General features: G+C 54.6%; 21 protein-coding genes. 11 read left to right on the forward strand and 10 right to left on the reverse strand.

The annotated features are described in order from the left end of the window. Positions 1-272: 272 nt before the first annotated feature. Positions 273-1,274: a hypothetical protein gene (locus HY913_14795; GenBank protein ID MBI4964543.1), complete on the forward strand. Its 1,002-nt coding sequence runs from the start codon at positions 273-275 to the stop codon at positions 1,272-1,274. Positions 1,275-1,354: 80 nt separating this feature from the next. On the opposite strand, the gene HY913_14800 is transcribed toward HY913_14795, so the two are convergent. After that, positions 1,355-2,143, reverse strand: a complete 789-nt coding sequence (locus tag HY913_14800) for a TIGR03943 family protein (GenBank protein ID MBI4964544.1) — start codon at positions 2,141-2,143, stop codon at positions 1,355-1,357. Continuing rightward, positions 2,130-3,134, reverse strand: coding sequence for a permease (locus HY913_14805; GenBank protein ID MBI4964545.1), 1,005 nt, complete (start codon positions 3,132-3,134; stop codon positions 2,130-2,132). Before HY913_14805 ends, HY913_14800 begins: the two co-directional genes overlap by 14 nt. Positions 3,135-3,528: 394 nt before the next feature. Between HY913_14805 and HY913_14810 the strand changes: the two genes are divergently transcribed. From HY913_14810 to HY913_14830, 5 genes are all read left to right on the forward strand, one after another. Then, entirely contained in the window at positions 3,529-6,942 is a 3,414-nt protein-coding gene (locus HY913_14810; protein ID MBI4964546.1) for an IscS subfamily cysteine desulfurase, read from the forward strand. Positions 6,943-7,124: 182 nt separating this feature from the next. Continuing rightward, a complete protein-coding gene (gene egtD / locus HY913_14815) occupies positions 7,125-8,120 on the forward strand; it encodes an L-histidine N(alpha)-methyltransferase (GenBank protein MBI4964547.1) in 996 nt (331 codons plus the stop codon). A 155-nt stretch (positions 8,121-8,275) separates the two neighbouring features. Further along, positions 8,276-11,560 carry an efflux RND transporter permease subunit gene (locus HY913_14820; GenBank protein ID MBI4964548.1) on the forward strand — a complete coding sequence of 1,095 codons (3,285 nt, stop codon included), beginning with the start codon at positions 8,276-8,278 and terminating at the stop codon, positions 11,558-11,560. Continuing rightward, complete coding sequence (locus HY913_14825) at positions 11,553-12,704, forward strand: efflux RND transporter periplasmic adaptor subunit (protein ID MBI4964549.1); 1,152 nt, start codon at positions 11,553-11,555, stop codon at positions 12,702-12,704. Before HY913_14820 ends, HY913_14825 begins: the two co-directional genes overlap by 8 nt. A 48-nt stretch (positions 12,705-12,752) precedes the next feature. Then, on the forward strand, positions 12,753-14,132 hold the full coding sequence (locus HY913_14830) for an FAD-binding oxidoreductase (protein MBI4964550.1): 1,380 nt from the start codon (positions 12,753-12,755) through the stop codon (positions 14,130-14,132). Positions 14,133-14,599: 467 nt separating this feature from the next. Here HY913_14830 and HY913_14835 read toward each other — a convergent pair whose 3' ends face one another. From HY913_14835 to HY913_14855, 5 genes are all read right to left on the reverse strand, one after another. Next, a complete protein-coding gene (locus tag HY913_14835) occupies positions 14,600-15,931 on the reverse strand; it encodes an inverse autotransporter beta domain-containing protein (GenBank protein ID MBI4964551.1) in 1,332 nt (443 codons plus the stop codon). 329 nt (positions 15,932-16,260) lie between these two features. Continuing rightward, positions 16,261-17,052, reverse strand: a complete 792-nt coding sequence (locus HY913_14840; protein MBI4964552.1) for a 2-hydroxyglutaryl-CoA dehydratase — start codon at positions 17,050-17,052, stop codon at positions 16,261-16,263. A 14-nt stretch (positions 17,053-17,066) separates the two neighbouring features. Beyond that, positions 17,067-18,302, reverse strand: a complete 1,236-nt coding sequence (locus HY913_14845; GenBank protein ID MBI4964553.1) for a 2-hydroxyacyl-CoA dehydratase — start codon at positions 18,300-18,302, stop codon at positions 17,067-17,069. A 6-nt stretch (positions 18,303-18,308) separates the two neighbouring features. Beyond that, entirely contained in the window at positions 18,309-19,367 is a 1,059-nt protein-coding gene (locus HY913_14850) for a 2-hydroxyacyl-CoA dehydratase (protein MBI4964554.1), read from the reverse strand. Continuing rightward, positions 19,367-19,810: a MarR family transcriptional regulator gene (locus tag HY913_14855; GenBank protein ID MBI4964555.1), complete on the reverse strand. Its 444-nt coding sequence runs from the start codon at positions 19,808-19,810 to the stop codon at positions 19,367-19,369. The genes HY913_14850 and HY913_14855 overlap by 1 nt, the downstream gene beginning before the upstream one ends. A 223-nt stretch (positions 19,811-20,033) precedes the next feature. Here HY913_14855 and HY913_14860 point away from each other — a divergent pair, with 223 nt between their 5' ends. From HY913_14860 to HY913_14875, 4 genes are all read left to right on the forward strand, one after another. Then, positions 20,034-21,485, forward strand: a complete 1,452-nt coding sequence (locus tag HY913_14860) for a DNA-3-methyladenine glycosylase 2 family protein (GenBank protein MBI4964556.1) — start codon at positions 20,034-20,036, stop codon at positions 21,483-21,485. 320 nt (positions 21,486-21,805) lie between these two features. Next, complete coding sequence (locus HY913_14865; GenBank protein MBI4964557.1) at positions 21,806-22,282, forward strand: methylated-DNA--[protein]-cysteine S-methyltransferase; 477 nt, start codon at positions 21,806-21,808, stop codon at positions 22,280-22,282. Positions 22,283-22,402: 120 nt separating this feature from the next. After that, positions 22,403-22,891, forward strand: coding sequence for a hypothetical protein (locus HY913_14870; protein MBI4964558.1), 489 nt, complete (start codon positions 22,403-22,405; stop codon positions 22,889-22,891). Between the two features lie 309 nt (positions 22,892-23,200). Then, the gene (locus HY913_14875; GenBank protein MBI4964559.1) at positions 23,201-23,449 is read left to right on the forward strand and encodes a hypothetical protein; all 249 of its coding nucleotides are present in this window, start codon (positions 23,201-23,203) and stop codon (positions 23,447-23,449) included. Positions 23,450-23,526: 77 nt separating this feature from the next. On the opposite strand, the gene HY913_14880 is transcribed toward HY913_14875, so the two are convergent. Together HY913_14880 and HY913_14885 are read right to left on the reverse strand one after the other, a co-directional pair. After that, the gene (locus HY913_14880; GenBank protein MBI4964560.1) at positions 23,527-24,126 is read right to left on the reverse strand and encodes a hypothetical protein; all 600 of its coding nucleotides are present in this window, start codon (positions 24,124-24,126) and stop codon (positions 23,527-23,529) included. 156 nt (positions 24,127-24,282) lie between these two features. Next, positions 24,283-24,843, reverse strand: coding sequence for a caspase family protein (locus HY913_14885; GenBank protein ID MBI4964561.1), 561 nt, complete (start codon positions 24,841-24,843; stop codon positions 24,283-24,285). Positions 24,844-25,310: 467 nt separating this feature from the next. On the opposite strand from HY913_14885, the gene HY913_14890 reads away from it, so the two are divergent. Continuing rightward, entirely contained in the window at positions 25,311-26,249 is a 939-nt protein-coding gene (locus HY913_14890; protein MBI4964562.1) for a hypothetical protein, read from the forward strand. 189 nt (positions 26,250-26,438) lie between these two features. On the opposite strand, the gene HY913_14895 is transcribed toward HY913_14890, so the two are convergent. After that, positions 26,439-26,575: transposase (locus HY913_14895; GenBank protein MBI4964563.1), on the reverse strand; the 137-nt coding region annotated here is incomplete at its 5' end.

Raw genomic sequence — 26,575 nt, forward strand, 5'->3', positions numbered from 1 at the left:
CACTGCCTCCGGGTTCCGAAGGAACAAGAGGGGCTGTTGCGAGGACACTACCCTGTCCAAAGACTGCCGGGGCTACTCGCAGGCTGGAAATCACCTCCTGTCGCTTCGCGACCCGGACGCGTGGCGTCCGGGCCACCCGGCAGAGACAATCGCCATCGTGGTAACACGATTTGGACCTCCTCCCGGTTTTTGAGACAGTTTCAACCTTCCGGTCCCTCAACCTTCTTGGAAACTGCCTGGAAATGACAGGCTTTGGACTGAGCGCGAGGTAAATGCGAAAAGTCGCATATAATGTAGCGTGCGTCGTCGGCTCCGTTTTAGTGGCACTGCTGGCGGCGGAAGCGATTGCACGTTTGATTCACGTTAAGCCCGAGCAGCCGATACGCCACATGGAGAATTGGGCTGAATTTGACCCTTCTTTGGGATGGCGTGTGAGGCCGGGGCCCCATCCGGTTGATTGCGAACAGAACGAAATGACGATCGAGCCCGGTGGGTTGCGAAAGACGACCGGGAGACCCTCAACCAATGCCGCTTCCCCGAAAGCCGTAATCATTGTGCTGGGAGGTTCCTGGGGATTGGGCTACGGCGTCAAGGATGAGGAAACCCTTGCATCGCAACTGCAAGAACGGTTTCCGGATGTCCTGGTCTTGAATCACGCCTGCCCCGGATACGGCACTTATCAGAACCTTCTCAAACTTCAAGGCTTGTTGAGCAATGAAAAGTTCAATGTTCCCGTCATGGTGCTCTATGAATTGGGCGATCATCAGGTACTTCGCAATGTCGCGGGATATGAATGGATCCGAGGCCTGTCCACGTATGACGGCACCCACTTCGAGCCCCCCCACTTGCTCCAAGATCATTCAGGAAGATGGCAACAATACCCCCCGCGGAAGTACAACCTCCTGTCTCTCGCTGACAAATCCCATCTGATCTACTTTGTTCAAGATCGTCTCCTCTATTACAGGACCAAGGACCGGAACGGCCAGGGGGAGGACGCAACCCTTTACTGCTTGTCCGAGATGAACAAACTATGCAAGGCTCACTCCACCGGATTTCTCACGCTCTTTGTTTATGGAACTCCCGAACTCCTTGAAGGTATCCAAGCGCACTGCAAGGCTTCCGACATCGCGTTTCTGAACTGTTACCCGGACATTCCCTGGAAACATCCTGACTGGTTTCTTTGCGCCGGAACTTCAGGGCACCCGAACGCACGACTCATTAAACTGTGGGCTGATCGCGTGTCGGAGTATCTTATGGCAAACAGCCAAATGTGAACCTGAGGCGGCAGAATTCCAGACGATTGCGGGTCCTTTCGTCTTTCTGCGTCAGCAATGAAGAAAAGCGACGGAATTGCTTATTGCGACACAAGGAAACGCTTCTTGGGCGGGCTGGTCTTTTCCACGCTCACTGCTGAAATAGCGGGCTCGCTGCTCCCTTCGACCGTGGTGAAGCCCACCTTTCCGGTCACTTTGACCCACGTCCCTGTTTTCATTTCACCGGTTTGCGGCCATTTCACAATAAGCCCGATGGGAGTTGCGTCGGCCGCGCAACATACCATGAGAAGCCGATAACAAAAAAAGGAATCCGAGGGAAGCTTCTTGTCTCTGTAAACCATCCCTATCACGGTCACGTCCGATCCTTCGAATGCGTCCGGATCGGAAACCACGTCCAGCATGGTCGGCTCGGACGGCTTAACGCGGGCCATGTCCGACTTCGGATTGTCGTCCGGCCCCTTTCGCTTTTGCACGACCCGGGTTGGTTCCGACGACTCCGGCCTTGTTACAACTGCCCGCGCGGTATACAACGAGCGCTTCTCAGCCGCCTCTACGCTCAGTTCCGAGGTAACCGCCAACGGAACGTACAGGACCGGAAGAGATAGAATGGCCGCCTGAATCACGCTTCTTCTGAAGCGATCTCGCCCGTGCTGATGAGGAGGATAGATCGCCAAAGACACCACAAATGCCGAATAGATGCCTATGGCGGTGTAAACAAGCCACCAATAGTCGCTGCGAAGAAACCGCCCCAACAGGGCGTCGTCCACCGGTCCGTACGCAAGCCAGCAAAAGGAGGTGATCCACGCGCCGAGAACAATCGCCTGGACAATCCCCTGCCCGTGAAGTCCTATGCGCTCATTTTGCGGCACCCGGCACTCCTCCGAACCCGTAATACAGCGCCATCATTGCTATGAGGACTGCGATTGCCGTTAATAACGAAAGCGCCAGCACAAAACGGCTTCTGAACATTGTCAGATTCGCGAGCATAAGTTTCAGATCGAGCATGGGACCGAGAACCATAAAAGCCATTTGGGCCGTCTCCGGAAAAATCCCTCTGAATCCAGCTGCTATGAATGCATCGGTTTCGCTGCAAAGATTGAGGGCTACAGCGAGGCCCATCATCGCCAGTATGGAAAGGAGCGGCGAGGCAAACAGTTCCCGGAAGGCTACCACGTCAATGGTGGCCCTTGCCAGGGCCGCTACGAAGGCCCCTATGATCAAATACTTCCCGATACTAAAGAAATCGTCTCGAGCATGCGTAACCGCACCCAGGATCTTGGAGAGAAAGCTTGACCGCGAACCTTCGTGAAAGGGCTCCACGCAGTGGCAGCATCCGTCCTCGCACGGGCCTTCCGCCGTGTTCAGAGCGACGCTTTGACCGCGGAATAGAGCGTTCAGAACAAGCGCCACGCTCACAGCTATGATGTATCCGCAAACCACTCGGGTGGTCACCATTCCCCAATTTCCCCGGTACGCCAGCCAGGTGGAAGCCGCAACTACGGGATTGACTATCGGCGCTGCCAGAAGAAAGCCTATGGCCGCAGGCAAGGGCACTCCCTTGTTGATCAAACGCCTCACTATGGGAACGATTGCACACTCGCAGATGGGAAAAACCACCCCTAGGCCCGCGGCTACAAAGACCGTGGAGGTAGCCCGTCCGGCCAGGGTTCGACGGACAAACTCCTCGGGGACGAATACCTCGATCAGACCGCCGATCAGGGCACCGACCATCATGAAGGGCATGGCTTCGAGTATTATGGCAACGAAGTTGATGGCCAGATCGCCAATCTCAGGCTCCCGCGTAACCATTCCTACCACGAGCATTGCCAGCGCGAACGTGAGAATCGCAACTTCTGCCATGATTGCAGTTGCTTCCGCCTTAAGAGAACCGGCACCTATATGGGCATGGGACGCGTGCTCCGGGAAGTGCTCCCGCGGATGCTGATGGCTTGTCAATTCGAGATTGCGGTGATTGTCTGGAATTGTATTATGGTATCGCGACTGCGGTGGCTCCACAGAGTAATTCTCCTACTTTTTTCCTCGGGAACGGATCATACCATTCGAGGCCTGCCGGGACAAGGTCCTCCGATCAGCGGAACTTTGTGGGAGCGCTGGTGTCATGTCTATTTATGTAATTTGGCAGATCCGGAATTTTGTGTAACATTATAACCGTTTGTAACATTTTGTGACACATCCTGCATCAGAGTTGAAGAATACCGAATTATTGACACACTAAATCTTACGTGAGAGCTTTATGAATTCTGCCATCAAAGTCTGCCCGAATAAAGGCTCTCGGAGTGCTATCTGCGGAATATGCCCCGCAGGGTGTTGGGTTAGAGTCAAGTTTGATGCCTCGGGACGAATGTGTGACGTGACTGAGGATTCCGGCTCGGAATTGGGCATGATCTGCAAGCTCGGAAGGAATTCGCCGGAGATCGTCTACTCCCCGGACCGGCTGCTCCATCCCCTGAAAAGGACCGGTTCCAAAGGGACTCATGAATTTGAGCGCATTTCGTGGGATGAGGCTTACGACATCATGGTGGATCGGCTGCAGTCGATAAAATCCGCTTACGGTCCGCAGGCCGCGGCAATATATACGGGCCGAGGCAGCTTTGAGCTTGCGGAATGCGATGTTTTCCAGCCTCAAGGCGTTGCGGTCTCCTCCGCTTCCAGTGTCCTTTTTCCGTTCGGCTCACCCAATACCCTTGGCGTAGGGGCGCTTTGCTACGTATCTTTTGCCATGATCGCGCCTCACCTTACCATGGGCGGCATGATGATCAGCATGTTCTCCGATCTGGAGAACTCGGAATTGATAGTCGTATGGGGAGCCAACCCCATAACGGATTCGCCGCCCCTGGATTTCTACCGCATTATGAAAGCTCGAGAGCGAGGCGCCGAGGTGGTGGTCATAGATCCGCGTCGCACGGGGACCGCCAAGCTTACCGAAGCGCAGTGGGTGCCGATCCGTCCCGGCACGGACGGAGCCCTGGCGCTTGGCATGTGTAACGTCCTCATCAGTGAAGAGCTACACGACGAATCCTTCGCCAGGAACTGGACACACGGGTTTGACGATTTCTCCAAATATGTGCAGCACTTCAGGCCGGAAGTAGTGGAAACAATCACCGGTGTCCCGGCAAAGACCGTTACGGAACTGGCTCGGCGCATCGCTTCGGCCCGAGGAGCTGCCCCTGTAATGTACAGCGGGTTGGAATACAACGACAGCGGGGTTCAAGGCATACGGGCCACAATGGTTCTGTGGGCCCTGGCAGGACAGTTGGACGTCCCTGGCGGCCGATGTTTCAGCATGACGCAGAATCAGTTTCCCATGAACCGCAAGGGCCATGTTCCTAACCCGGACGTTCGCAAAGCGCTTGGGAGGGACAGGTTTCCAGTTTACAGCGCCTACAGGGGGGAATCACATGCCATAGCGCTGCCGGACGCTGTATTGCACGGCAGGCCTTACCCGATCAAATCGCTCATCATCAACGGAGGCTCCATAATAACAGCCTGGCCTCAACCCGCGGTGTGGCGTGAGACCTTGGCCGCGCTGGACTTCCTGGTCTGCATAGACCGCTTCCTGACCGCGGACGCAGCCTATGCCGATTTGGTCCTCCCGGCCACAACATATTACGAAACAGAATCGTACATGACCTACGGCCCCATGTTCCGAATACGGGAGAAAGTGATCGAGCCTTTGGGGGAGTCGCTGCCGGGTTTTTTTATTATGGCGGAGTTGGCTCGCAGGCTGGGCTATGGACATCTGTACCCGCAAACGGAACAGGAACTACTCAGGCACGCGCTTGACGGCTCCGGCTTCACGCTCGACGAGGTTCGATCCGGTGGCGGCACCGTGCGGGCCCCCACAGTAATGATGCAATACAAGAAATGGGAAAAGGGACTCCTAAGAAGCGACGGTAAGCCGGGTTTTGAAACGCCTACGGGAAAATTCGAGATCGGATCTACGATTCTCGAAGAACACGGGTACGACCCGCTCCCGGTTTACACAGAACCTTCCGAAGGACCGCTGGCGCAGCCTGAACTGGCAAGGCGTTTCCCGCTGGTTTTCAATTCCGGCTCGCGTACGTCCACGGACTTTCGGTCGCAATTCCACGGCATCCTGGGACTGGCAAAGGAGCGCCCTGCACCACAGGTCACTCTGAACGCGGCAGACGCCCAGGCACGAGGCATTAGTAACGGCGATGTGGTGGAAGTGGTCTCGCCCCGCGGGACGGCGACCTTCACGGCGTACGTCACCGACGACATAGTGTCGGGCGCAATAGATGCGGACATGGGTGGCGGAGGTCCCCTGGGATCGGATGCATGGCAGGACTGCAATGTGAACGATCTTACGGACCTGGATCACTACGATCCGATATCGGGGTTCCCCGTTTACAAGGCATTGCTGTGCGATGTGATCAAAGTGGGGGACATGGAAAGCAGGCACGCTTTTGAGTCCTCCGAGGAGCCGGCTTCCTCTCTCATGTCAGCTGCCAAGCCCGAAACCGCGCATGTCCGCGTTTATTTGGACCACAACGCCACCACACCGATGGACCCGGAGGTCCTCGATGTTGTGATGCGTCACACTCGAGAGAACTACGGAAATGCGTCGAGCATCCACAAGCCGGGCAATGAGGCCAGAATGGCCCTCGAAGCTGCCCGGCGGTCTGTGGCTCAATTGCTGAATTGCACGGCCAGGCGGATCACGTTTACCGGGGGTGGATCGGAGGCGGACAATCTGGCGATCAAAGGCGCTGCTTTCGCCAACATGGAACGCGGCAGACACATTATCACTTCTGCCATCGAGCATCCTGCTGTGCTTGCGACATGCAGGTGGCTGGAGAACTTCGGCTTTACAGTGACTTACCTTGGCGTAGATGCAAACGGGCTGGTCAATCCGTCGGACCTGAAAGCTGCAATTACCCCGGAAACCATATTGACCAGTATCATGATGGCGAACAACGAAACCGGCGCGATCCAGCCTATTCCGGAACTGGCCGATATCGCACATTCCAAGGGCGTGCTCTTCCACACCGACGCTGTGCAGGCCGTGGGAAAGGTCCCCATAGATGTGGACGAACTCGGCGTGGACTTGCTTACTCTGTCTGCGCACAAGATTCATGGTCCCAAAGGCGTGGGAGCATTGTATACCAGAAAAGGGGTGGCTCTGGATCCGCTGGTTCATGGTGGCAAGCAGGAAAACAACCTTCGTGCAGGCACCGAGAATGTTCCGGGCGTAGTCGGACTGGGAAAAGCCGCGGAGTTGGCTGCCCAACGCTTGCCTGAAATGCGACAGGTGCGTGAAATACGAGACAGACTGGAAAGCGGCATCAGGAGCCTTGTCCCGGACTGCAAGTTGAATGGTCCCGTGGATGAGCGCCTGCCCAATACGCTCAACCTGACTCTGCCGGGTCTCCGCGGAGAATCCGTGGTCCTCGCTCTGGACCAGAAAGGCGTCGCGTTGTCGTCCGGTTCCGCATGTAGAGCCGGTTCGCCGGAACCCTCCCACGCTTTGATCGCGATGGGATTGTCCGATGCCGAGGCTCATTGCGCTTTGCGATTTTCCCTGGGTAGAGAAAACACGGTGGAGGAAATAGATCGGACATTGGAATTGATGGATCGAATGCTCAAGGAAGTGTCTTCGGGAATCCGATTTGTGCCGTGCCGTTAGGTCGCCATAATTCGAATGTAACGCTGACAAATTCTTTAGGAACCCGGCATTGTCGGGGCTGTAATTGTGCGGTGTTTCGTCTGTCGGACATATAAGGGTTGCCAACACCCTTGACCTTGCCTTGTTTTCCGAAAGTTTATTTTGGCAATAATTATGGACCAAAAAATATGGGGAGCATTCAAATGCATACAGCCGCAGCGGCCCAAGAGACACAATTGGAAGTTCGGAATTACCTTAGCGACAAGCTAAACGTACAAATGGCCATGGACGTGGCGCTAGGACTAACCTCGGATCAGAAATGCCTTCCGAGCAAATATTTTTACGATGCCAGAGGATCGAGCCTGTTTGAGCGTATCTGTCATTTGCCGGAGTATTATTTGACGCGCAAGGAATTGCTTTTGTTGAAGAAGTTTGCGGGTGCGTTCACCAGGAATTTTGAAAACGGTGATCTGGTGGAGTTGGGTTCCGGTGCAAACTGGAAGGTTCGGATGCTGCTGGACGCAATGACCCCCTCCGCACGTTCCGGCATCCGTTACGTCCCCGTGGATGTGAGTGAGCCCGCGATTGTCTCGGCGTCCAGTGACCTAGCACGGCTTTATCCGGAACTAACCGTCGAGCCTCTTGTTGCCGATTTCACAACGGACCTTCACAGAATGCCCTTCGATCGAATGAAACTCGTTCTGCTATTCGGAAGTACGATCGGAAACCTGGATGAGGACGATGCCGGCAAGTTCTTGTCTTCGATACGGGATTGCCTCGGGAGCGGGGACCGGTTCCTTCTCGGACTGGACATGGTGAAGTCCGTGCAGGTTCTGGAGGCGGCGTACAATGATTCGCAGAGAGTCACTGAAGCGTTCAACAAGAACATATTGCTGGTTCTGAACAAGCACCTGTTGGGAAATCTCAATCCCTCGGATTTCGACCACGTTGCCTTTTTCAATGAAAGCAAAGAGCGTGTGGAGATGCATCTCAGAGCAAATCGCCGCGTCAGAGTGGTTTTTGGAGCCATCAGGTTTTCTGTGACAATTGAAAAAGGTGAGACAATTCAAACAGAGATCTGCCGGAAGTTCAGACGGGAAGCTGTGGAAGAAATCATGAACCAAGCGGGACTGCAAGTGTCCGGCTGGTACTCCGATGCGAGTAATTGGTTTTCAATTGCCGAAATTGTCCGAGACTGACATCGAGCCCAATGACTGAACTTCAGTAGCTGACGGCAAACTTCTTGTCAACCTTGGCCGGTCAGTTGCGCGGGGGCACCTGATGCGGCAGGTTTTCCGTCATTCCGGCAAACATGCGCCATGAGCGCACTGCCCCAACCAATTGAGTCACTGAAATGTGGATAGTCAGACTTGCCTTAAGGCGTCCATACACGGTAGCGGTAATGTCGCTGCTCATTCTGGTTCTCGGACTTCTTTCATTGAGCCGGATGGTCGTGGACATCTTTCCGGCCATCAATATCCCGGTGGTAATTGTTGTGTGGAACTATCCGGGTCTTTCCCCGGAGGACATGGAACGGCGTGTCGTAATTATTAGTGAACGAGCCTATTCCACCACGGTAAACGGCATCGAAAAGATAGAATCGCAATCCATTCCCAGTATCGGGATGATCAAGGTTTATTTTCAGCCCAGCACGGATATCGGCGCTGCAATTGCCCAAATTACGGCGGTTTCCAACACGATACTGAGGATCGCGCCGCCCGGAATCCAGCCGCCTGTAGTCATACAATTCGACGCGTCCAATGTGCCTGTGGCTCAGTTGACCGTATCCAGCGAGACACTCCCGGAACAACAACTGTTCGACTACGGGCTCAACTTTATTCGGGTCCGGCTGTTCACTGTCCCCGGTCTGTCCACCCCCGCTCCGTTCGGCGGCAAAAATAGGCAAATAATGGTGGACATCGACCCTGATGCGCTGGCAGCCAGGGGCCTCTCGCCCGGTGACGTGGTCACCGCTCTGCAATCCTCGAACGTGATCATACCGGCCGGAACAGCCCGTATAGGGAAAATTGATTACAACATTCTGCTGAATTCGAGTCCTCGCCTGGTCGATCAATTTAACGAAATCCCGTTGAAGGTCGTTGACAACGCGCCTGTCTATTTGGGCGACGTGGCTCGCGTGTCCGACAGCTTTGCGGTGCAGAACAACATAGTCCGAATCAATGGGAAGCGGGCCACCTATTTGGCCATTCTCAAACACTCGGACGCCTCCACCATTGCGGTGGTTGAAGCCACTCGAGACCAGTTGCCGATAATAAAGGAAACCGCGCCGGAAGGCATGGAACTCAAGATTGCCTTCGATCAATCCGTCTTTGTCCGGTCGGCCATTGAGGCGGTCGTTCAGGAGGCGGTTCTGGCTTCCATACTGGTATCACTTATGATTTTGGTCTTTCTCGGAAGCCTTCGTAGTATGGTGATTGTCGTCATTTCCATCCCGCTGGCTATCTTCACCTCGATTGTAGGCCTAAACCTGACCGGACACACCATCAATCTGATGACCCTTGGAGGCTTGGCCTTAGCTGTCGGGATGCTGGTGGATGACGCCACGGTAGAAGTGGAGAACATCCATCGCAATCGAGGCATGGGAAAACCATTGACAGTGGCGATCTTGGACGGCGCTAGGCAGGTGGCGGTCCCGGCCATTGTGGCCACGCTTTCTATTTGCGTGGTATTTTTCCCTGTTGTTCTGCTTTATGGGCCGGCCAAATTCCTTTTCACGCCGTTGGCGTTAGCCGTTGTCATCGCCATGCTGGCATCTTATCTCCTGTCTCGAACTCTCGTGCCTACCATAGCAAGAATGCTCATGGGAGAAGACAGCCCCGAAAAGCCGCCAGGCGCGGCGGCGGACGGTACGCAACAGAGCGGCCTTTCACGATGCTTTCAGAGCCTGAATCGACGGCGAGACGTCGCCTTTGAAAGCTTCCGCTCTTCGTACGGCCGATTACTGAATACCGCACTGACGCACCGCATCTTCACTCTTGTCGCGGGCGGAATCATGGTCATTATAAGCATGGGACTGGTTTTCGTGGTGGGGATGGACTTTTTTCCGTCCGTGGATGCCGGCTTGATGAAACTTCATTTCCGCGCTCCTCCCGGCACACGTATCGAGGAAACGGAAAAGATGGTGGCTCAGATCGAGGAACGGATTCGCGAACTGATTCCGGGTGAAGAAATTGAGACAATTAACGTCATGATAGGCATACCCATATTCTATAACCTGGCTTTTGTGCAAACCGACAATATCGGCGGGATGGATGCGGATATTCTAATTGCGTTGAAAAAGGGCCACCGCCCGTCAGCAATGTATAGACAGAAACTTCGAGACGCACTAAATCACGAATTTCCTGGTTCGAGCTTCTATTTTCAGCCTGCTGATATCGTTACTCGGATCTTGAATTTCGGCCTTATTTCGCCGGTCGATGTGCAGATCGAATACCCGGATTTCAGCAAATCGTACCCCATTGCGCTTAAACTTAGGGATGCAATGATGGCAATTCCGGGTTTGGCCGACGTCCACATCAATCAGGTGCTGGACTACCCCTCGCTGCAAGTCGACGTGGATAGAGTGCGAGCGGCCAAGCTCGGCATGAGCCAGCGAGACGTAGCCAACAGCGTGCTTATTTCCCTGTCTTCGAGCGCCCTGGTTGCCCCCAGTTTTTATCTTAACCCGGAAAACAATGTTAACTATACGGTCGCGGTCCAAGTGCCCATCCAGCAGGTCAAGTCAATTGAAAGCCTGCAAACGATTCCTTTGACACCGCCGTCGGCTGCTGCGTTGCTTCAGTCCCCCCGCATTCCCGCTCCGACCGAGGTGCCTGAGCTACAGGCCCAAACGTTGGCCAATGTGGGAACGATTTACCATCGGATAAGCCCGGAAAACATATCCCACTACACGGTACAGAGAGTGCTAAATGTAGACGCGACTGTCGAGGGCAGAGATCTGGGGTCCGTGACACGAGATATCGAGAAAAGAATCAAGGAGTTGGGAACCCTTCCGCCTGGGATGCACATTACGGTCCGCGGGCAAAATGAAGTTATGTACCATTCCTTTCGAAGCCTGGGCCTGGGCCTGATCCTGGCCGTTGTGCTTGTCTACTTTCTGATGGTAGTGCTGTTTCAGTCTTGGCTGGACCCGTTTATTATTATGATGGCAATCCCCGGGGCCCTGGCTGGAATTCTATGGATGCTCGCTCTTACCGGCACAACTATCAACGTGGAATCATTGATGGGCTCGATCATGGCAATAGGAATCGCCACGTCAAATTCGATTCTTCTGGTCAGCTTTGCGAACGATTACCGGGTCGAAAACCCAAAGGCTTCGCCTGCCGAAGCCGCGATAGGAGCCGCTAAGACCCGGTTGCGGCCCGTCCTGATGACTGCCCTTGCTATGATCCTTGGCATGCTGCCTATGGCGTTGGCCCTGGGTGAAGCAGGGGAGCAGAACGCGCCGCTGGGACGAGCCGTGATAGGCGGTCTGATATTGGCAACCGTGGTCACACTCTTTGGGGTACCTGTGATTTACTCAATGTTGCGCAAGAAATTCCCGACCAAGCATCTGCTGGAAGCGCGATTCCGAGCGGAAGAGCGGGGAGAAAAGTTCATACCGGGGTCCAATGAATAGAGCGGATTCCAATACCGAGCGCAGAGGCGTCAATTATTTTTTCGCGGGTGGGGTCGCAGCCATAGTGTTGGGCCTGCTGCTCTTGATTGTCCTGGTTTGGGTCCAAGAGTCCAATGTGCGCAGTGAGGCTCGGGCCAGGGAAGCCGCTCTGGCCGCGGGTAAGCGCGTTCGCGTTGTTGCTGCGAAACCCGGAAACCCGGAACGTACCGTTTCTCTGGCGGGTGAAGCGCGCGCTTACGCGGCAGTGACCCTTTACGCGAAGGTCAGTGGCTACCTGAAGGATATTAAGGTGGACAAGGGCGATAAGGTGGAGGCTGATCAGGTTCTGGCCATCATCGAATCCCCTGAGCTTGATCGTCAGTACCTTGCTGCGGTGGCAGATGCAAAGAACAAACGTCTCGATGCGGAACGCTACAGGGCGCTGCTCAAGAGCGGCTCTGTGTCGGAGCAAATGGCGGACAACATTGAAACCACGGCCAAAGTCGCGGAAGAGAACGCAGCAGCTCTGAAAGCCCAACTGGAATACCTGGTTGTTCGCGCGCCGTTCGTCGGCACCGTCACTGCTCGCTTCGTGGACCCCGGAGCGCTGTTGCAAGCTGCCGTGACTGCTCAAACTACCGCTCAGGGAGTGTTATCGGTCTCTCAAACCGACAGGCTGCGAGTCTATGTTTATCCGGACCAAAGGACTGCGAGCCTGGTTCAAGTGGGAGATCGGGCTGAAGTGACAGACCCTTCAGGATCGGGGACGAAACTGCCTGCCACCGTGAGCAGGACAAGCGGCGAACTGGATGTAAAGACCCGTACACTCTTGGTCGAACTTGAAGTGGACAATCGCGAGGGGAAGATATTGGCGGGAAGTTTTGTAAAGGTCTCTTTGACTGTCCGGACCCCTCCCTATGTTGAGATTCCCGTTGAGGCCTTGGTAATGCGAAGTGACAAGACCTTTGTGGCAATTCCCGATGATGAAAACAAAGTTACATTCCGCGAAGTTACCTTGTCCGACAGTGATGGCAAGTTGGTGAAAGTCTCCGCGGGGCTAAAGGACGGAGAGCGCGTAATTCTCGGTGGCGGTGGAGGCCTCTCTGAAGGGGATAAGGTCCAGCCGATTAAGGAAGACTCAGGCAAAAAAGGTAAACCGACATGATTTGGTCTCATATCCTTGTTAAACGCAATTGCCTGAAAGGAGGCCAATATGCTGAATGATACGACTGTTGAAAAATTCAAGGCGAGCCTGCGCGGTGGCCTGATCCGACGAGAAGACCCAGGCTACGACGAGGCCCGCAAGCTGTACAATGGCATGATCGACAAGCGGCCGCTTATGATAGCTCGCTGTGCCGATGTAGCCGATGTGATCTCCGCAGTGCGATTCGGTCGAGAGAACGATCTTCTCGTCGCCATACGTGGCGGCGGCCACAACGGGCCAGGTCTTGGGAGTTGCAATGACGGGCTCGTCATTGATCTTTCCCTAATGAAAGGCGTGAGGGTCGATCCGGCAAACCGCACCATGCGAGCGGGACCCGGTTGCACACAGGGTGACTTGGATCACGCGGGTCATGCATTTGGGTTGGCCGTGCCCGCGGGGATTGTCTCGACGACCGGCATTGCCGGCCTCACGCTGGGTGGCGGCCACGGCTATCTCACGCGAAAGTACGGTCTGACAATTGACAACCTGATCGAGGCGGACGTTGTGTTGGCCGACGGGAGCTTTGTTACCGCTGATGCGTCGCACCATGCGGATCTCTTCTGGGCCTTGCGCGGCGGTGGAGGAAATTATGGCGTTGTCACGAGCTTCGTTTATCAAGCTCATCCTGTCAGCGAGGTCTACGGCGGACCGATCTTTTGGGAGGTCAAGGACGCACGTCGGATCATGCAGTGGTACAGGGAATTCCTGCCCCAGGCGCCTGTGGAGCTTGCTTCGTTCCTTGGTCTGAAAACGGTCCCATCGACCCACCCGTTCCCCGAGGAGATTTGGGGAAAGAAGATCTGCGCCTTGATCTCCTGCTACAGCGGGCCGCCGGAGAAGGCGGAAGACGCGATCAAGCCGATTCGCCAAGAACTTCCGCGGCCAATCCTCGACTGGGCGGGGTTCATGCCCTTCCCGGCTTTGCAGAGCCTGTTCGATCCGCTGCTCCCGCCCGGCCTCCAGTGGTACTGGAAAGGCGAATTCGTCAAGGACCTCCCCGACAAGGCAGTTGATGCGCATCTCGAGCACGCGGCCAAGGCGCCGAGCCAGCTGTCGTTGATGCATCTCTATCCGATAGACGGGGCGGTCCATCGCGTGGGGCCAAATGAGACGGCTTGGGGCTATCGGGACGCGACGTGGTCCATGGTAATCTCGGGGATCGATGCGGACCCCGCCAACGCGGCAGCCCTCAGGACGTGGGCAAGGGGATACTGGGAGGCCTTGCATCCCTACACGCTGGGCGGAGCGTACGTCAATTTCATGATGGAAGAGGGCGAAGATCGCATCAAGGCTACGTACGGCGACAACTACGAGCGGCTGGCGGCCATCAAGAAGAAGTACGACCCTGCCAACTTCTTCCGTGTGAACCAGAACATCAAGCCGTTCTGAGAGGCAGTGGTTGGCATATAGTGATTCACAAAAGTCTTCGCGGGATATGAAATCGCACTGCTGGACAAGCCAGCAGTGGCACCCGCTGCAATGTGACCCCTCAGGAATGGCACCATGCGGCCAGACGCGGTAGGCTTCTTCAAGGGCAATCGGACATTATACCGATTGCCAAAATAAATGTCCTTTTGAACAAGGAACGGCATCCAGAAGCTGCCAATTGTGGAAAGTGTCGTTGCATGGGAGCGAGCCCCAAGCAACCGCCATTGGTGGGACAGGCGTCTCGCCTGTCTGTTGGAATGACGGGCAATATGCCCGTCCCACCGAAAATTAGATTACTTCGTCGCTTCGCTCCTCGCAATTACAGTACACCCAAATCGGACGAGAATTTTGGCAAATGCTATAATTGTGGCAATTGCTATATTACTCTGCCATGATAGGTGGAACAAGCGTCTGAACCGGACTGGGCATCATTTGATGCCGGCGAGTGAATCCAGGCGGTCGGTCTTTTCCGGAGGCAGGCTCTTGTAGGGACCAAACATCCATCTGTAGGCATATTCCACAGCTCCTATGACTACCACGTACACGTAATCGCCCAATGAATGGCCTCCGATCAACAGATAGTTACCGGGGTTTTTCTCAGTCTTGTCAGTGCCCTGCCAATAACACTCAGTCGGACTGAAGTCCTGTCCTACATCCCACCGTACGGCTCCGGGCGCCTCCCAGAACCCCAGTGACGGGCGGGCTTCCACCACGGTTTGAGGATGACGCCAGCTTCTTGTCACCCGCGAGGCCGCGAGCCTCTGAAAGTCAGGTCTACGCTTCAGAAAGCTATCCGGAATCTTGAAAGGCCACTTGCCCTGAAGCAGATTCTCCAGTTCAAGGGGCACGGAGACAAAAGCCCCAACGGTGTGGTACGAACTGTTGATCCGGTCCTGCCCGTACTCGTATTTCAGGACGAAAAGTCCACCGGAGGCCTTTAGATCAGCTCCTCCTCGCCAACCCAGGAGATACTCCCCATCGTAAAACCGGTATTTGGCTGCGTTGAATCGAAGATCCACATAGTCGCCCAACGGCATGGAAAAACCGGCTTCCAGGTCCAGCCCGCCGCCTTTGTACACGTTGAAGGATACATCCAGCACTTCAAACGGATATGGAAATTGGCCGGAACCATTCGGGAACAGTCTTAGGGCCGCTTCAAGCCCCAGCCCGCCGGACCAATACCATTGATCCCGGACCTGGGACGCGTCCAAGAAAGCATTGGCTCCGACTAAGAAGTTCTTTTGGTTGAACAGCCTTTGGCCCAGGCCGAGCGACAGGTCCGCGCGGTCAGCGAGTTGACCGGAGTAGCTAAAATACGGTTTTTCGAATTCCCCGTGAATCTCCATGAATCGCATTCCGTTCTTTCCGGTGCGCAGTGGAATGACATAGTCAACAGTCCACCGTCCGTAATTCCTGGTCTGGTCGAACGTATGCAGGTACACCGTCTCCAGATTGGCGTTTGTGGGCAACAGAGGGTTGCGGATTGGCTCCGTCGGAACGGCAGACTTTGCCGCCTGGTTCTTGATGGACTTGATTTCGTGGAGTGGAGGAAACAGCGAACTGGAGGCCCGTGCAGACCACGCGTCATTGTGTGGCACCAGCAAGGTTGCAAGCGCCGGGTAATCCCCCCTTGAAAATTGTGGCTGAAAAAGCTGAGCCGGAGCCGTCGAAGCCTGCACAATCACGAACACCGCCGTCAGCATTGCGCAGACTGGAACACCGGACTCATGTTTGTCACGTGTACCTCTGCCGACAAGCATGGTCACCCCCATTCCCACCATGCGGGGCTAGTGTGCTCCGGAGACTGCTCTTTTGTCAACCTTCAAGGGATGCACGATAGAATGTGGAAGATTGCAGGGAGGAATCACGGCCTTGGGAACCGGGTCATAATGACACGGGATTCCGGGCGGAACCCGGAAGGCATGGGTTCCCAGGCGGAGCCTGGGAACCAAAGATCACATTTTTGCAATGTACATTTGCATCACGTTGGATGTGGCGAGGGAGGGGCAGGTTCGAAAAGAGCCGTGGGACGCAAACAATGCGGTCCCAATTCAAGAGACGATCCCGTGATATACCCCCTACTCTCCCACTACGCCTGGTTACCCTTCTCTCTTGCGATGAGCGCGGCTCCCAGTGCTCCTACCGTATCGGGCTTGGGCGGCACCGAGATCTTTGTCCCGAAAGCCTGGCTGAGCGCTCTCACCACCCCGTGGTTGTGAGCGACCCCGCCGGACATGGCAATAGAGAGGCCGTCCGATGCCGGCGCGATCCTCCGAACAAGAGCCACGATTCTCGACGCGATTGCGCGATTGAGTCCGCTGACTATCTCGTTTACTGCAATACCGTCGGCAATGAGCGACACGACTTCGCTCTCGGCAAAGACGGTGCACATGCTGCTCAAGGTCACATCGCCGGAAGCTCCGATGTCCAGATCGCTCAATTCCTCTATGTCAACTTGAAGGGCTCGCGCCATTGCCTCCAGAAACCTACCCGTGCCAGCAGCGCATTTGTCGTTCATGGCAAAGTCGGCCACCTGTCCGTCGCGGTCCAGTCGAACCGCTTTGCTGTCCTGCCCGCCGATGTCTATCAGGACTTGGGTGCCTCCAAAAAGCGTCTTTATTCCCCGCGCGTGGCATGTGATCTCGGTGACCGCGGCCAGACGCTTTTCCACTCTATCCCGACCATAGCCGGTGGAAACCGTGGCTCTGATCTGATCTTCCGTTATGCCCGCAGCCTTCAACACATCGTCGGTCGCCCTGGCTATGGCTTCTCGATTTCGTGCTCCGGTCGGGACCACTGATGAGGCCAAAATCCCTCCGTTGTTGTCCAGGAGGACCGCATCGCAGGATAGGCTACCTAAATCTACTCCCAGATAGTACATTGACGCCTCCCTGCCTAAGCTCTTTGCGGTGACGGCTTTGTCCGGAGCATCTCCATGAATGCTTCGAGCCTCGTCTTAAGCTGTCCTTCAGCGAAGTTCCTCGTGTCCACGCAGTCAACTTCCAGATTCACCACGGGAATTCCCAATTCCTTTAGGCCCGCCTGGAGGAGTCCCCTGGCTCCGGTGCCCTGACGGCATCCCCAGTGGCAGGGATTTACAGTTCCGTCGACTTTATACACGGTTGCCAAATGCCGAACGTGATTCAACCTGCGATTGACTTCACCGTTAAACGGAATGGTTATGGTTCGTTTGGCAATGCCTGTAAAGGGATCTGCCGGATCTATAGGGTCCCATGTGATGTCATTCAACTCATCGATCACCACGGCAGCTTTATACTCTTGCTCCAGCATCCTGATCAGCGGATTCTTGAACTGGATGCGGTTCTGGAGCCACAGGAGGCGCACCTGCTCTTCGGGCACGCCGCTTTCTCCGTTTTGTATCATTTCTTCGAATTCGTCCTTGTAGGCCTGCGCTATCTCGATTGCAGCGTCCGTCCCCAGGAACAGGGCCATGACAATCCCGAAATTGGCAAGGCTTTGTCCGTTGGCCGGGGATGGGACATTCTGGGCCAACCGGAAAACCTCGACCATTAACTCCCGCGCGCGGTTTGATTTCACTATGGCTTCCCGCAGCTTATCTTCGTCGAGGGTTTCACCGGTGCGGGAACTAATAAACCGGAACATATCCTTGTATTGATTCGCGAGGTACTGGACGCTTGCGGGCGTGTCGGAATGAGGAACGTCGAGCACAAACATTTCCTTGTCGAACATGCGGGCAAGATTTTCCATCGCGGCCAGTCCTCCCGTACACGGGCTGGTGGTCGCAACCATCACATCCGGAACCGGCATGAGTCCTTTCATCGCCGCGCCGATAACGGCTCGGTGATATCCGCACGTGTCGGCTCCGAAGCCCCCGTGTTCCGACTCCTCCATAAACGTCGCCACAGTCCCGGTGGAGGCAAGCATCGCGCCGACGAACTCCACGAAGCATGACGTGATATTCATGGCAGAGAGCATGTCAAAGGGCGCAGGCACCCCACACCACGCAACTCGGTGCTCCCCGGAATAGAGACGAGTCCCAAGCTTCGCTATCTCGAGCGCGAATTTCCTCCTGGCATTGGGCTTGTCCGGGTCCATCTTTATCTTGCCGTCGAGGCGTGACGCGAGCCTCTCAAAGTATTGAAGCATCATGGTTTGTTACCTCAGCATTTCCGCAAAAGCTTCGATCCTGGTTTTCTGTTGACCCATCGAGCGCATGGTGCAGTCACCCTCCAAGAGCAGCAAGGGCAGGCCTGCTTCACGCAAGACATTGCGAATTGCGGGAAGACGGCTCATGTACGGATCGCAGAATTTTATAGTGTAAGCAATAACGCCCTTCGCGTGGCAGGCTCGTGCCTCGGCCAGGACATCCTCAGCTATCTTACCCGGACGTGAGGGATCGAAGGTTCGAGCGCACCGCGGGTGTTCGAGCAATCCACGGGCCAGCCGCAAGAATACCTGATCGGAATCGGCCCCGTGGATGGGGCTAAATGCTCGTTGACCCGTGCAAACGCTGTCGTCGGCTATGTGAACTCCACACGATCGAAAAAGCGCAAAGGCTTCCGGGTCGGGTAAGACATTGCCGAAAAGGTAGACGGGAACTCCATCGGGCTCAGCCCCCGGCAACTCCGGCTCTGCCGTCACGCTGTTGAGTAGGTCCACTGTTCGGTCAACGGGCTCGGTGGCCGCTCCGTTGAAGAGGTCTTGCAAGCGAGGACCACCCCCGTCCAGGGTACGCTCACGGGCCCGCTTGCCGATGTTTTCGAGCAATATGGCAATTTCGTTGAACTTGTCCACGCTCGCTGAAACATCGGTTTGATTGAATGACTTCCCGCTCCATTCGGCAAGGGTCCCGGAAAGTCTTATTAATTCACCGGCAAAGAATGAAACCGCGCTCTCTTCGGCCGCTACGGGTAAATCAACGAGCTCCACCCTATGTTCCGGCCTTGCGACCCGCCACGCGTCGGACAGGCGCCGCATGGCGTCACAACAATTCATGAACACCATTCCCTCAAGAGCCGGCAGATCACTATCCATGGCCCGGTCGAGAATTCGTTTGACATGCGGACAAAGGTTGTCGTGAAGGAGTTGTCCCGCCCGATCGGGTGAATCTCCGATCGGCAACACTCGGTAAGGAGTGAAGCCTGCTGCGTGAATGAGGGCCAAAGGCGTGTACGAGCACGCATGGCCCATCCAACGGATCGTCTCTTGCGACATCACGAATTTCCTTCGTGTGCATTGGCGAGCACTCGCTTCAACACGTCTGTGGTCTTCGATAGGTCCTCTGCTGAAATTCCCTCGAAAACGGTGGCCAGGACTTTATCCACTACCGTGAGCGCAGGATTCATCGCCTCCCTTCCCTTCTCAGTGAGGTTTATGCGCTGAACACGCCTGTCGCTCGCATCATCACGGCGTTCCACGAGGCCGTCGCGCTCCATACGGTCAATGAGTCCTGTCATGGTGGACGTTTCCAGTCCGGAACGTCTCCCCAGTTCAACTACCTTGAGTCCGTCTTCCTGCCACAGAGCGAGCAAAGCACCCAGGTACGCGGGCTTGACCTCCGCGACACCCGCGAAGGTCAGCCCTTTCTTGAGCGCCGACGTCGCTACGAGCGTCACTCTGGAAATAAGGTAGTACGGACAGTTTACAGGATCGATCACTTGTTACTCCTCAGCGGGGTTGAATTTCCTTCCATGGGGATAAGACGTTACCCAATATCACGTAGACATATATACCGGTTAAAAGTATTCCGCATCCGAACTAATCTGTCAAGAAAAAAATGCCGCTGCCCTCGGGATCCTGCAGCGACCTCTTACAACCATGTCCGAAAACGTCTTGCTTCAATAGCGAAATGTCATCAACATAGGATTACAGGTGATAAACATGACACTTGATACGAAGATTTGCGATAGGGCACGGTTGGCAAGGGACCCACGGTTCGACGGCCTGTTTTTCATAGGTGTTTTGAGCACCGGTATTTATTGCCGCCCCATATGCCCGGCTCGTTCGCCCAAGCCGGAGAACATTGTGTACTTTCCTTCCGCGGCTGCAGCGGCTGAAGCCGGTTTGCGTCCTTGTCTCCGATGCCGGCCCGAAGCAGCACCGGGCAGTCCGGCCTGGAACGGTACATCCGCGACGGTTTCCCGGGCCATTATGCTGATCCGTCAGGGTGCGTTGAATGAAGGAAGCCTGGAGGACCTTGCCTGGAAGCTTGGCGTGGGCAGCCGTCACCTGCGCCGATTGTTTCAAACCCATATCGGCGCTTCGCCAAAAAGCCTGGCAACAACTCAAAAAACCCTGTTTGCCAAAAAGCTGCTGAGCGAAACAGAGCTGCCCGTTACCCAAATAGCTTTTGCATCGGGGTTCGGCAGCATCCGTCGCTTCAATGCCGCGTTTAGTAAGATCTATGGCACAACCCCGTCCGCGCTTCGCAGGCGGAGCCATGGCAACAAGACTACCGAGAGCACGCTGTTCCAATGCCAGTTGACCTTGTCGTACCGCCCGCCGTTTCATTGGCAGAGCATGCTCGGGTTTTTCGAGATGCGGGCCATACCAGGCGTGGAGTTCGTGGCACAGGGTGTCTATCATCGCACCATACGGATTAACGAGACCACCGGTGTGATTTCCGCGGCTAACCAACCGAGAGATAACGCGTTGCTTCTTACAGTGGCCTTATCGGACAGCCGCGACCTGATGCCCATTGTTGAGAGGGTGCGCCGCATGTTTGACCTGGATGCCAATATTACGGCCATTCATGATGTCTTGACCGCGGACCGCGAGCTGGCAAGGTTGGTGCGCAAACAGCCCGGCATCAGGCTTCCCGGCGCGTGGGACCCATTTGAAGCTGCCATACGCGCGGTGGTGGGCCAACAGATTTCAGTCAAGGGAGCCCGCACCGTCCTTGGACGGATCGCGGCAAAGGCCGGCCCGCTTTTTGAATCCGTGAACCATCCGAAACTCACTCACTTCTTCCCAACCGCGCATGAGTTGAACGCTTGTGACCTGGGAATGGTCGGCATGCCCGAAACGCGGGCTCGGACGGTTCGAACGTTGGCGGGAGAAGTGGATCGAGGAAGGCTTTCCTTTGTGGTGCACGGGTCCCTTGCAGATTTCATCGAACAATTGACTCGGATTCCCGGTGTCGGCGAATGGACCGCCCACTACGTTGCCATGCGGGCAATGGGTGAACCCGACGCGTTCCCAGCCGCTGATTTAGGCATTATCAAAGCATTGCAGCAAGGCAATAAACGGCCTACTCCGAAACAAATCCGGGAAAGAGCCGAAGCGTGGCGCCCATGGCGTGCTTACGCAGCCATGTACCTCTGGCACAGCTAAAAATGGCTTCAAAACCCGGGATTTTCCGGAAGAGTTTCCGGGGAGGACGTTCTTGCATCCGTCGTCCCGGCGAAAGCCGGGACCTTGTAGGCGCCGGCCTCCGTGCCGGTGCACATTTTGGCCGGCAGGACCGCCGGCCCTACGATTCCTGGCGTACGCAGGAATGACGTTCCCTGGACGGTCCCCAATCCCGCGTTCTGCGCGGGACTCTCATGATTTTGCACCATTGTCGCCAGAGCCGACAATGGTGTGCTGTAAGCGAATCCGATGTCTCGTTCCCGCCACGAGTTTTTTGAACCCCTTCTAAAGGAGAGAACATCATGTTCTACGATTATTTTGATACAGGTTTGATTGGAACCCTGACCCTTGTGGGAGACGAACAAGGGCTGCGGCACATCGTTTTTCCCAAGGAGAAAAACCCGTCCACCATCCAGGACGATTGGCTGAAGCGGCCTCAGTTCTTCGCACCGGTCAAAGCCCAATTGCGCGCCTATTTCAAGGGGGAACTCAAACGATTCAATCTTGCGCTGGCGCCTGTGGGGACCACTTTTCAGCTCAAAGTATGGCAGGCACTGCTCACCATCCCGTACGGAGAACTGGTCAGCTATAAAGACATCGCCCAAGCCATCGGCAACCCGAAAGCCGTCAGAGCCGTAGGCGGAGCCATTGGAAAGAACCCCATCCCTATCATTGTGCCGTGCCATCGGTGCATCGGCAGCGACGGCTCGCTCACCGGATTCGGCGGCGGCCTGGATACCAAGAAGCGCCTCATCGACCTGGAACGGCCCGGACGGTGACGCATCGTGATCATTCCCAAAGCGCCCACACGACGCAAGAGCAGATTTGGATTTACGCGTTGTCCATCACGTGCTAATTGAGCAGGAGTGATCGATACGGAGAATCACGGGAGGTGAACGATGCTGTCGGTAATTTTCTTGTCGGCTTCCCTTCTCGGTTTTGCTCTTCACCTCGCGTTTGGCAAACAGCCTCGCACAAAATCCAGAGTCGTTGAACTCCTCCTTTTGTACCTGCTCGTAATAAACATCGGTCTGGGCGGTCTGTTGGCTTGGTACGGGCACACCTTTATGGCCGATGAGATAGCTCGCAAAATAGGTTGGCCGCCTGGAAGCCCCTTTCAGTTTGAGGTGGGGCTCGCGGACCTGAGCTGGGGAGTTTGCGGGGTGCTTTGTATTTGGTTAAGACGAGGATTTTGGACGGCAACCGGCATCGGAAGTGCGGTCTTTCTTTTGGGGTGTGCTTTCGGTCATCTCAGGGACATTGTTCAACACGGGAACGTGGCAATCTACAATGCCGGTCCGGTTCTTTGGATAGGCGATTTGGGTGTTCCCATTGCAGTACTGGTCCTTCTCTTCCTACGTTTCAAGTTCGAGAGGAAGTCATCGTAGAGCCGTGCCGTGCATGAAGGCCCGTTCTTATCCGGTCAGCTCAGACTTTCAACGATTTACATAGGCTAGCCAGGGAAATCGGAGGGAATCAGGTCTGCCCTTGGCCCAGGTTGAGATCTGAGGAGTTGTCACGAGCCCCAAAAAAAGGAGCCAAGAGTAGGCTTGCCCTCCCCTTTTTTGACATATTATTCGGAATGCTGTATCCAGGCAAAAAGCGACTTGTTACCGGAACACCTTCATCCCCCAGCTTACCGGACCATGGGTGGCCCCTAAAAACGGGCCCCATGTTGCCGCAGGAGGTCGCGGTTCATGGGAGATTTGGAAAATTCGTTGAAAGCGCTGGAACAAGCCTTAAGACGGAAAAAAGAGCTGAGGAGTCTTATGGACGTTCTTTATGAAGAATACAAGCTCGTCAAGGCTGAGATAGAAATTCATAGAGAGCGAATGGAAAAATTAATGTCTGCCAAAGAATACTCCGCGTATCTTGATACGATTGATCTGGGTAGTTCTCTGGAGTTTCCTGCTTTTCCAGATCAGAAACCTACCCCTAAGAAGTGAAGCGTAAGGTAATCGTTCTGACGCAAGAAGGACCGGATGTGAGCAATTCAACGAATTGTGTCATCGGGATTGTCCGCCTACCGTGCATTCCTTTCACGATCGTAGTTCGCTTCAGACGCGGTCCATTCCTTGATCAGAGAAAAGAATCTTTCAAAATTGTCTCTCATCATTTCCGAGTTTTTCATTCCGTCTAATATTTCCGCTCTCGTTAATGGGTGATACGCCCTCCCAAACTCGTTTATCCAAGGAGTTTGGTAAGCAGAAGAAACGATTCTTCGCAGATCAGCCTCAATTTTTGATTCTCTGAAGCCCAATTGTCGAACTTGTTGCACGAGCTTTTCTAGGTCCTCGGACAAAAACGGTTGCTTGGTATCGAAGGCCATGAGCACACATTTACACAATTCAAAATGATATCGTATCGCAGTGTCACTTAGCCAAACCCCTAGCGCTATCTGGGTTTCTGTGAAATCGGTGTTGGTCCTTCTATTATAACCTTGGACTACCTCTTTAAGGCGATTCAGATCACTTTCAGTAAAAGGCTCTTCCATACCCTTTGCCCAGATTGCGCTGTAGACACTCCATTCCTCAGTCGTCATTTCGGGCCAGCCCGCAAGTGGTGTCCCTGTCCCTTGTGCGAAATCTGCTATAAAGAAATCCTGTGTAAGATTGCCGAACATACACGGAGTCTGCACACATGAATCGGAAATCATCCTTTTCACGTTAGCCTGGACGGCATTTAGCAGAAATCCCTGCAACGATGAACCTGTTAAGAAACGATTCTGTATGAGAGCTGCAGACGCTTCTCCCCTCAAAGCCCGTACCAAATGGTAAGTTCAGATCCCATGGCCCAAATCTTGGTGGGAATAAGAAGATTCATCTGCCTTACAAGACGCAAATGCGACACAGTACTGGTCCTTTTCAATAAGTTCCTGAAGTTCACTATCCACTCTGCGGACAAAAAGTTGACGCATTCCCTGAAATATTTGGACCCCACTGTGGCATGAATCCAGGAAAAGCATGATTCGGCGACAGTGTGATGAGTGCAAATGCCGGAACAAATCTTGTAAGGAAATACTGGTGCTCGGCAGATCTTCCGGTTGGGAGTCATGGCAAGTTATGTAATTGGAACCTTCGGATGCGAATCCATGACCGGCATAGAAGAAGAAAAGCTGATCATCTTCTGTCACAGTCCTTATGAAGCTTCTTAGCTTGGATTCTATTGTGGTCTTGGTTGCGTTAGTACTGAGCAAGACAACGAGATTGTCCTCTGACAGTCCCAAAAATCTCAGACTCTCTGCAACTGCACGAGCATCAGCTTCAGCAAAGTCCACACGCGGGACGTCCCGTCTTTGATATTCCTCGACCGCAATGACGAAAGCTTTTCCCTCGGACATCACATGTCTCCAAGTCATGGACCCCGGCAACAGATTTCTTTCCCCATTTAGCGCGCGGCAGGGCAAAAATCAAGGAAACTTGGGATGCGGGACTGGTGCGGTGCGGAAGACTATGGACACGACCCTAGAGAAGCATCGACAAAAGGTGAAGGGCAGGCGCTGACAGAAGCTGTACGCACCACGACCGTACCTCAGCAAGGAAACCATTCTTTCCTTGCCACGGGAAGCCTGTTTCCCCTGACAGAGGGCCTTTTAATGGGTGACCCCTCACCTAAATGATGAGTGCCGGAGGAAGAACTTATGTAAAAGTAAGGGCTTTCGGACAATGGCCTAAACGCGAATCCTGTCGTTGTCTGATGCATCAGCTTGTGTAGTAGCAAGTATGAGAGTCGGCGAGAGAAATTGCCAGCCCCGATTTCATCTCTCTTACGGATGCTTCCATAACGAATTGCGAAAGGGGACCGACTATGAACTGGCACGCAGACGGGCGATTACTCAAAGTGTTGTTTCTCTCGGCTGCCACGCTTATCGGTGTGGTGACCATGCTTGGAATTGGGGAAGGCCGAAGAGTCCGAAATGTGGATCTGAGAAATACTCCGGGCGGACAAGAGGCTCTTAGGTTTCTGGAGCAATTGGCTCAAGGAAACGAAAGGGATGCGGGACTGGATGTGCTAGAACTGGACCCGGTGTCCGCTATCCTGAGCGGAAAGGGTTGGATCAGGCACAGGCAAGTTTCAGGCACGATTTGGGTCCCAGAGCCCACCCTGACCGACCCCATGAGGGGAGAACGTAAACCGATCGTGGCTTACGACTGGACGAACGACTTTGAATTCGCGTTCAATGTGCGCACGAAAGAAGGACACGCGGTGATCAACCTTGGTCACGGGAGGAGACTGGACACGAGAAAGATCCAGCGCATACTTGACGGCGATGTCATGGCACTGCTTGAATTCATGCCTGTCCCGAAGCAAGTGTATGACCAAGAGCTGCGTAATGAGTACGAAGAAATACGGGAAACTTATTACAGAAAACATGGTGGTGAGAGAAACGTGTACTTCGCTTCATATGATTTCGTAAGATGGGCGACACCGGAGCGCGCTGGAGATTGGATTATAAGGGGTATTGCGACAGGCCCCGCGGCCTTTGCAACAGCAATGAAGGAAGTACAGCGTAAATCTCTCCAGGAAGCGGACGAGGTGGGCAGGTGGTTACAGCAAAAGGGCGTCCAAAATGGATTTGCCGTTGCGGAACAACTGCTCAGCGGGAGGAAAGCAAATTGGCCCTTCCTGTCAGTTAAATGGCAGACGGTGGGGTTCTATTCGCAGAAAAAACTCGTGGGATACAGACTCCCAGAGGGCGGAATTCACCACGCGGCGTTCGTGTTAGTGTGGAGAGAGGACCGCTAGCGATCTGGCCCCGAATGGACATCAACCTAAGCCCAGCCATTTCCATTCTGATACCAGTTCGCGATTTTCTTTTGATATATGGCCCCCACTTCTTCGTGAAGGGGGTTGGCTATGGGCACAATGACATCGGTTAGGCCGCACCTTTCGCAATAGAAAGGGGGCACGTCTGCTCTTGGCCCATCTCAAGGCTCATCCGACAAGTGCGTACTTTGTCAGATGTAGTGCATAGATTTTGAGGACGAAGAATTCACGGTCACGGAATCCATAAGCTTGTCTTTGCAGTGTTTTGATTTTGTTGTTGGTTGCCTCCAATGGGCCTGTGGATA

Source organism: Desulfomonile tiedjei, assembly GCA_016212925.1.
Classification (GTDB): domain Bacteria; phylum Desulfobacterota; class Desulfomonilia; order Desulfomonilales; family Desulfomonilaceae; genus JACRDF01.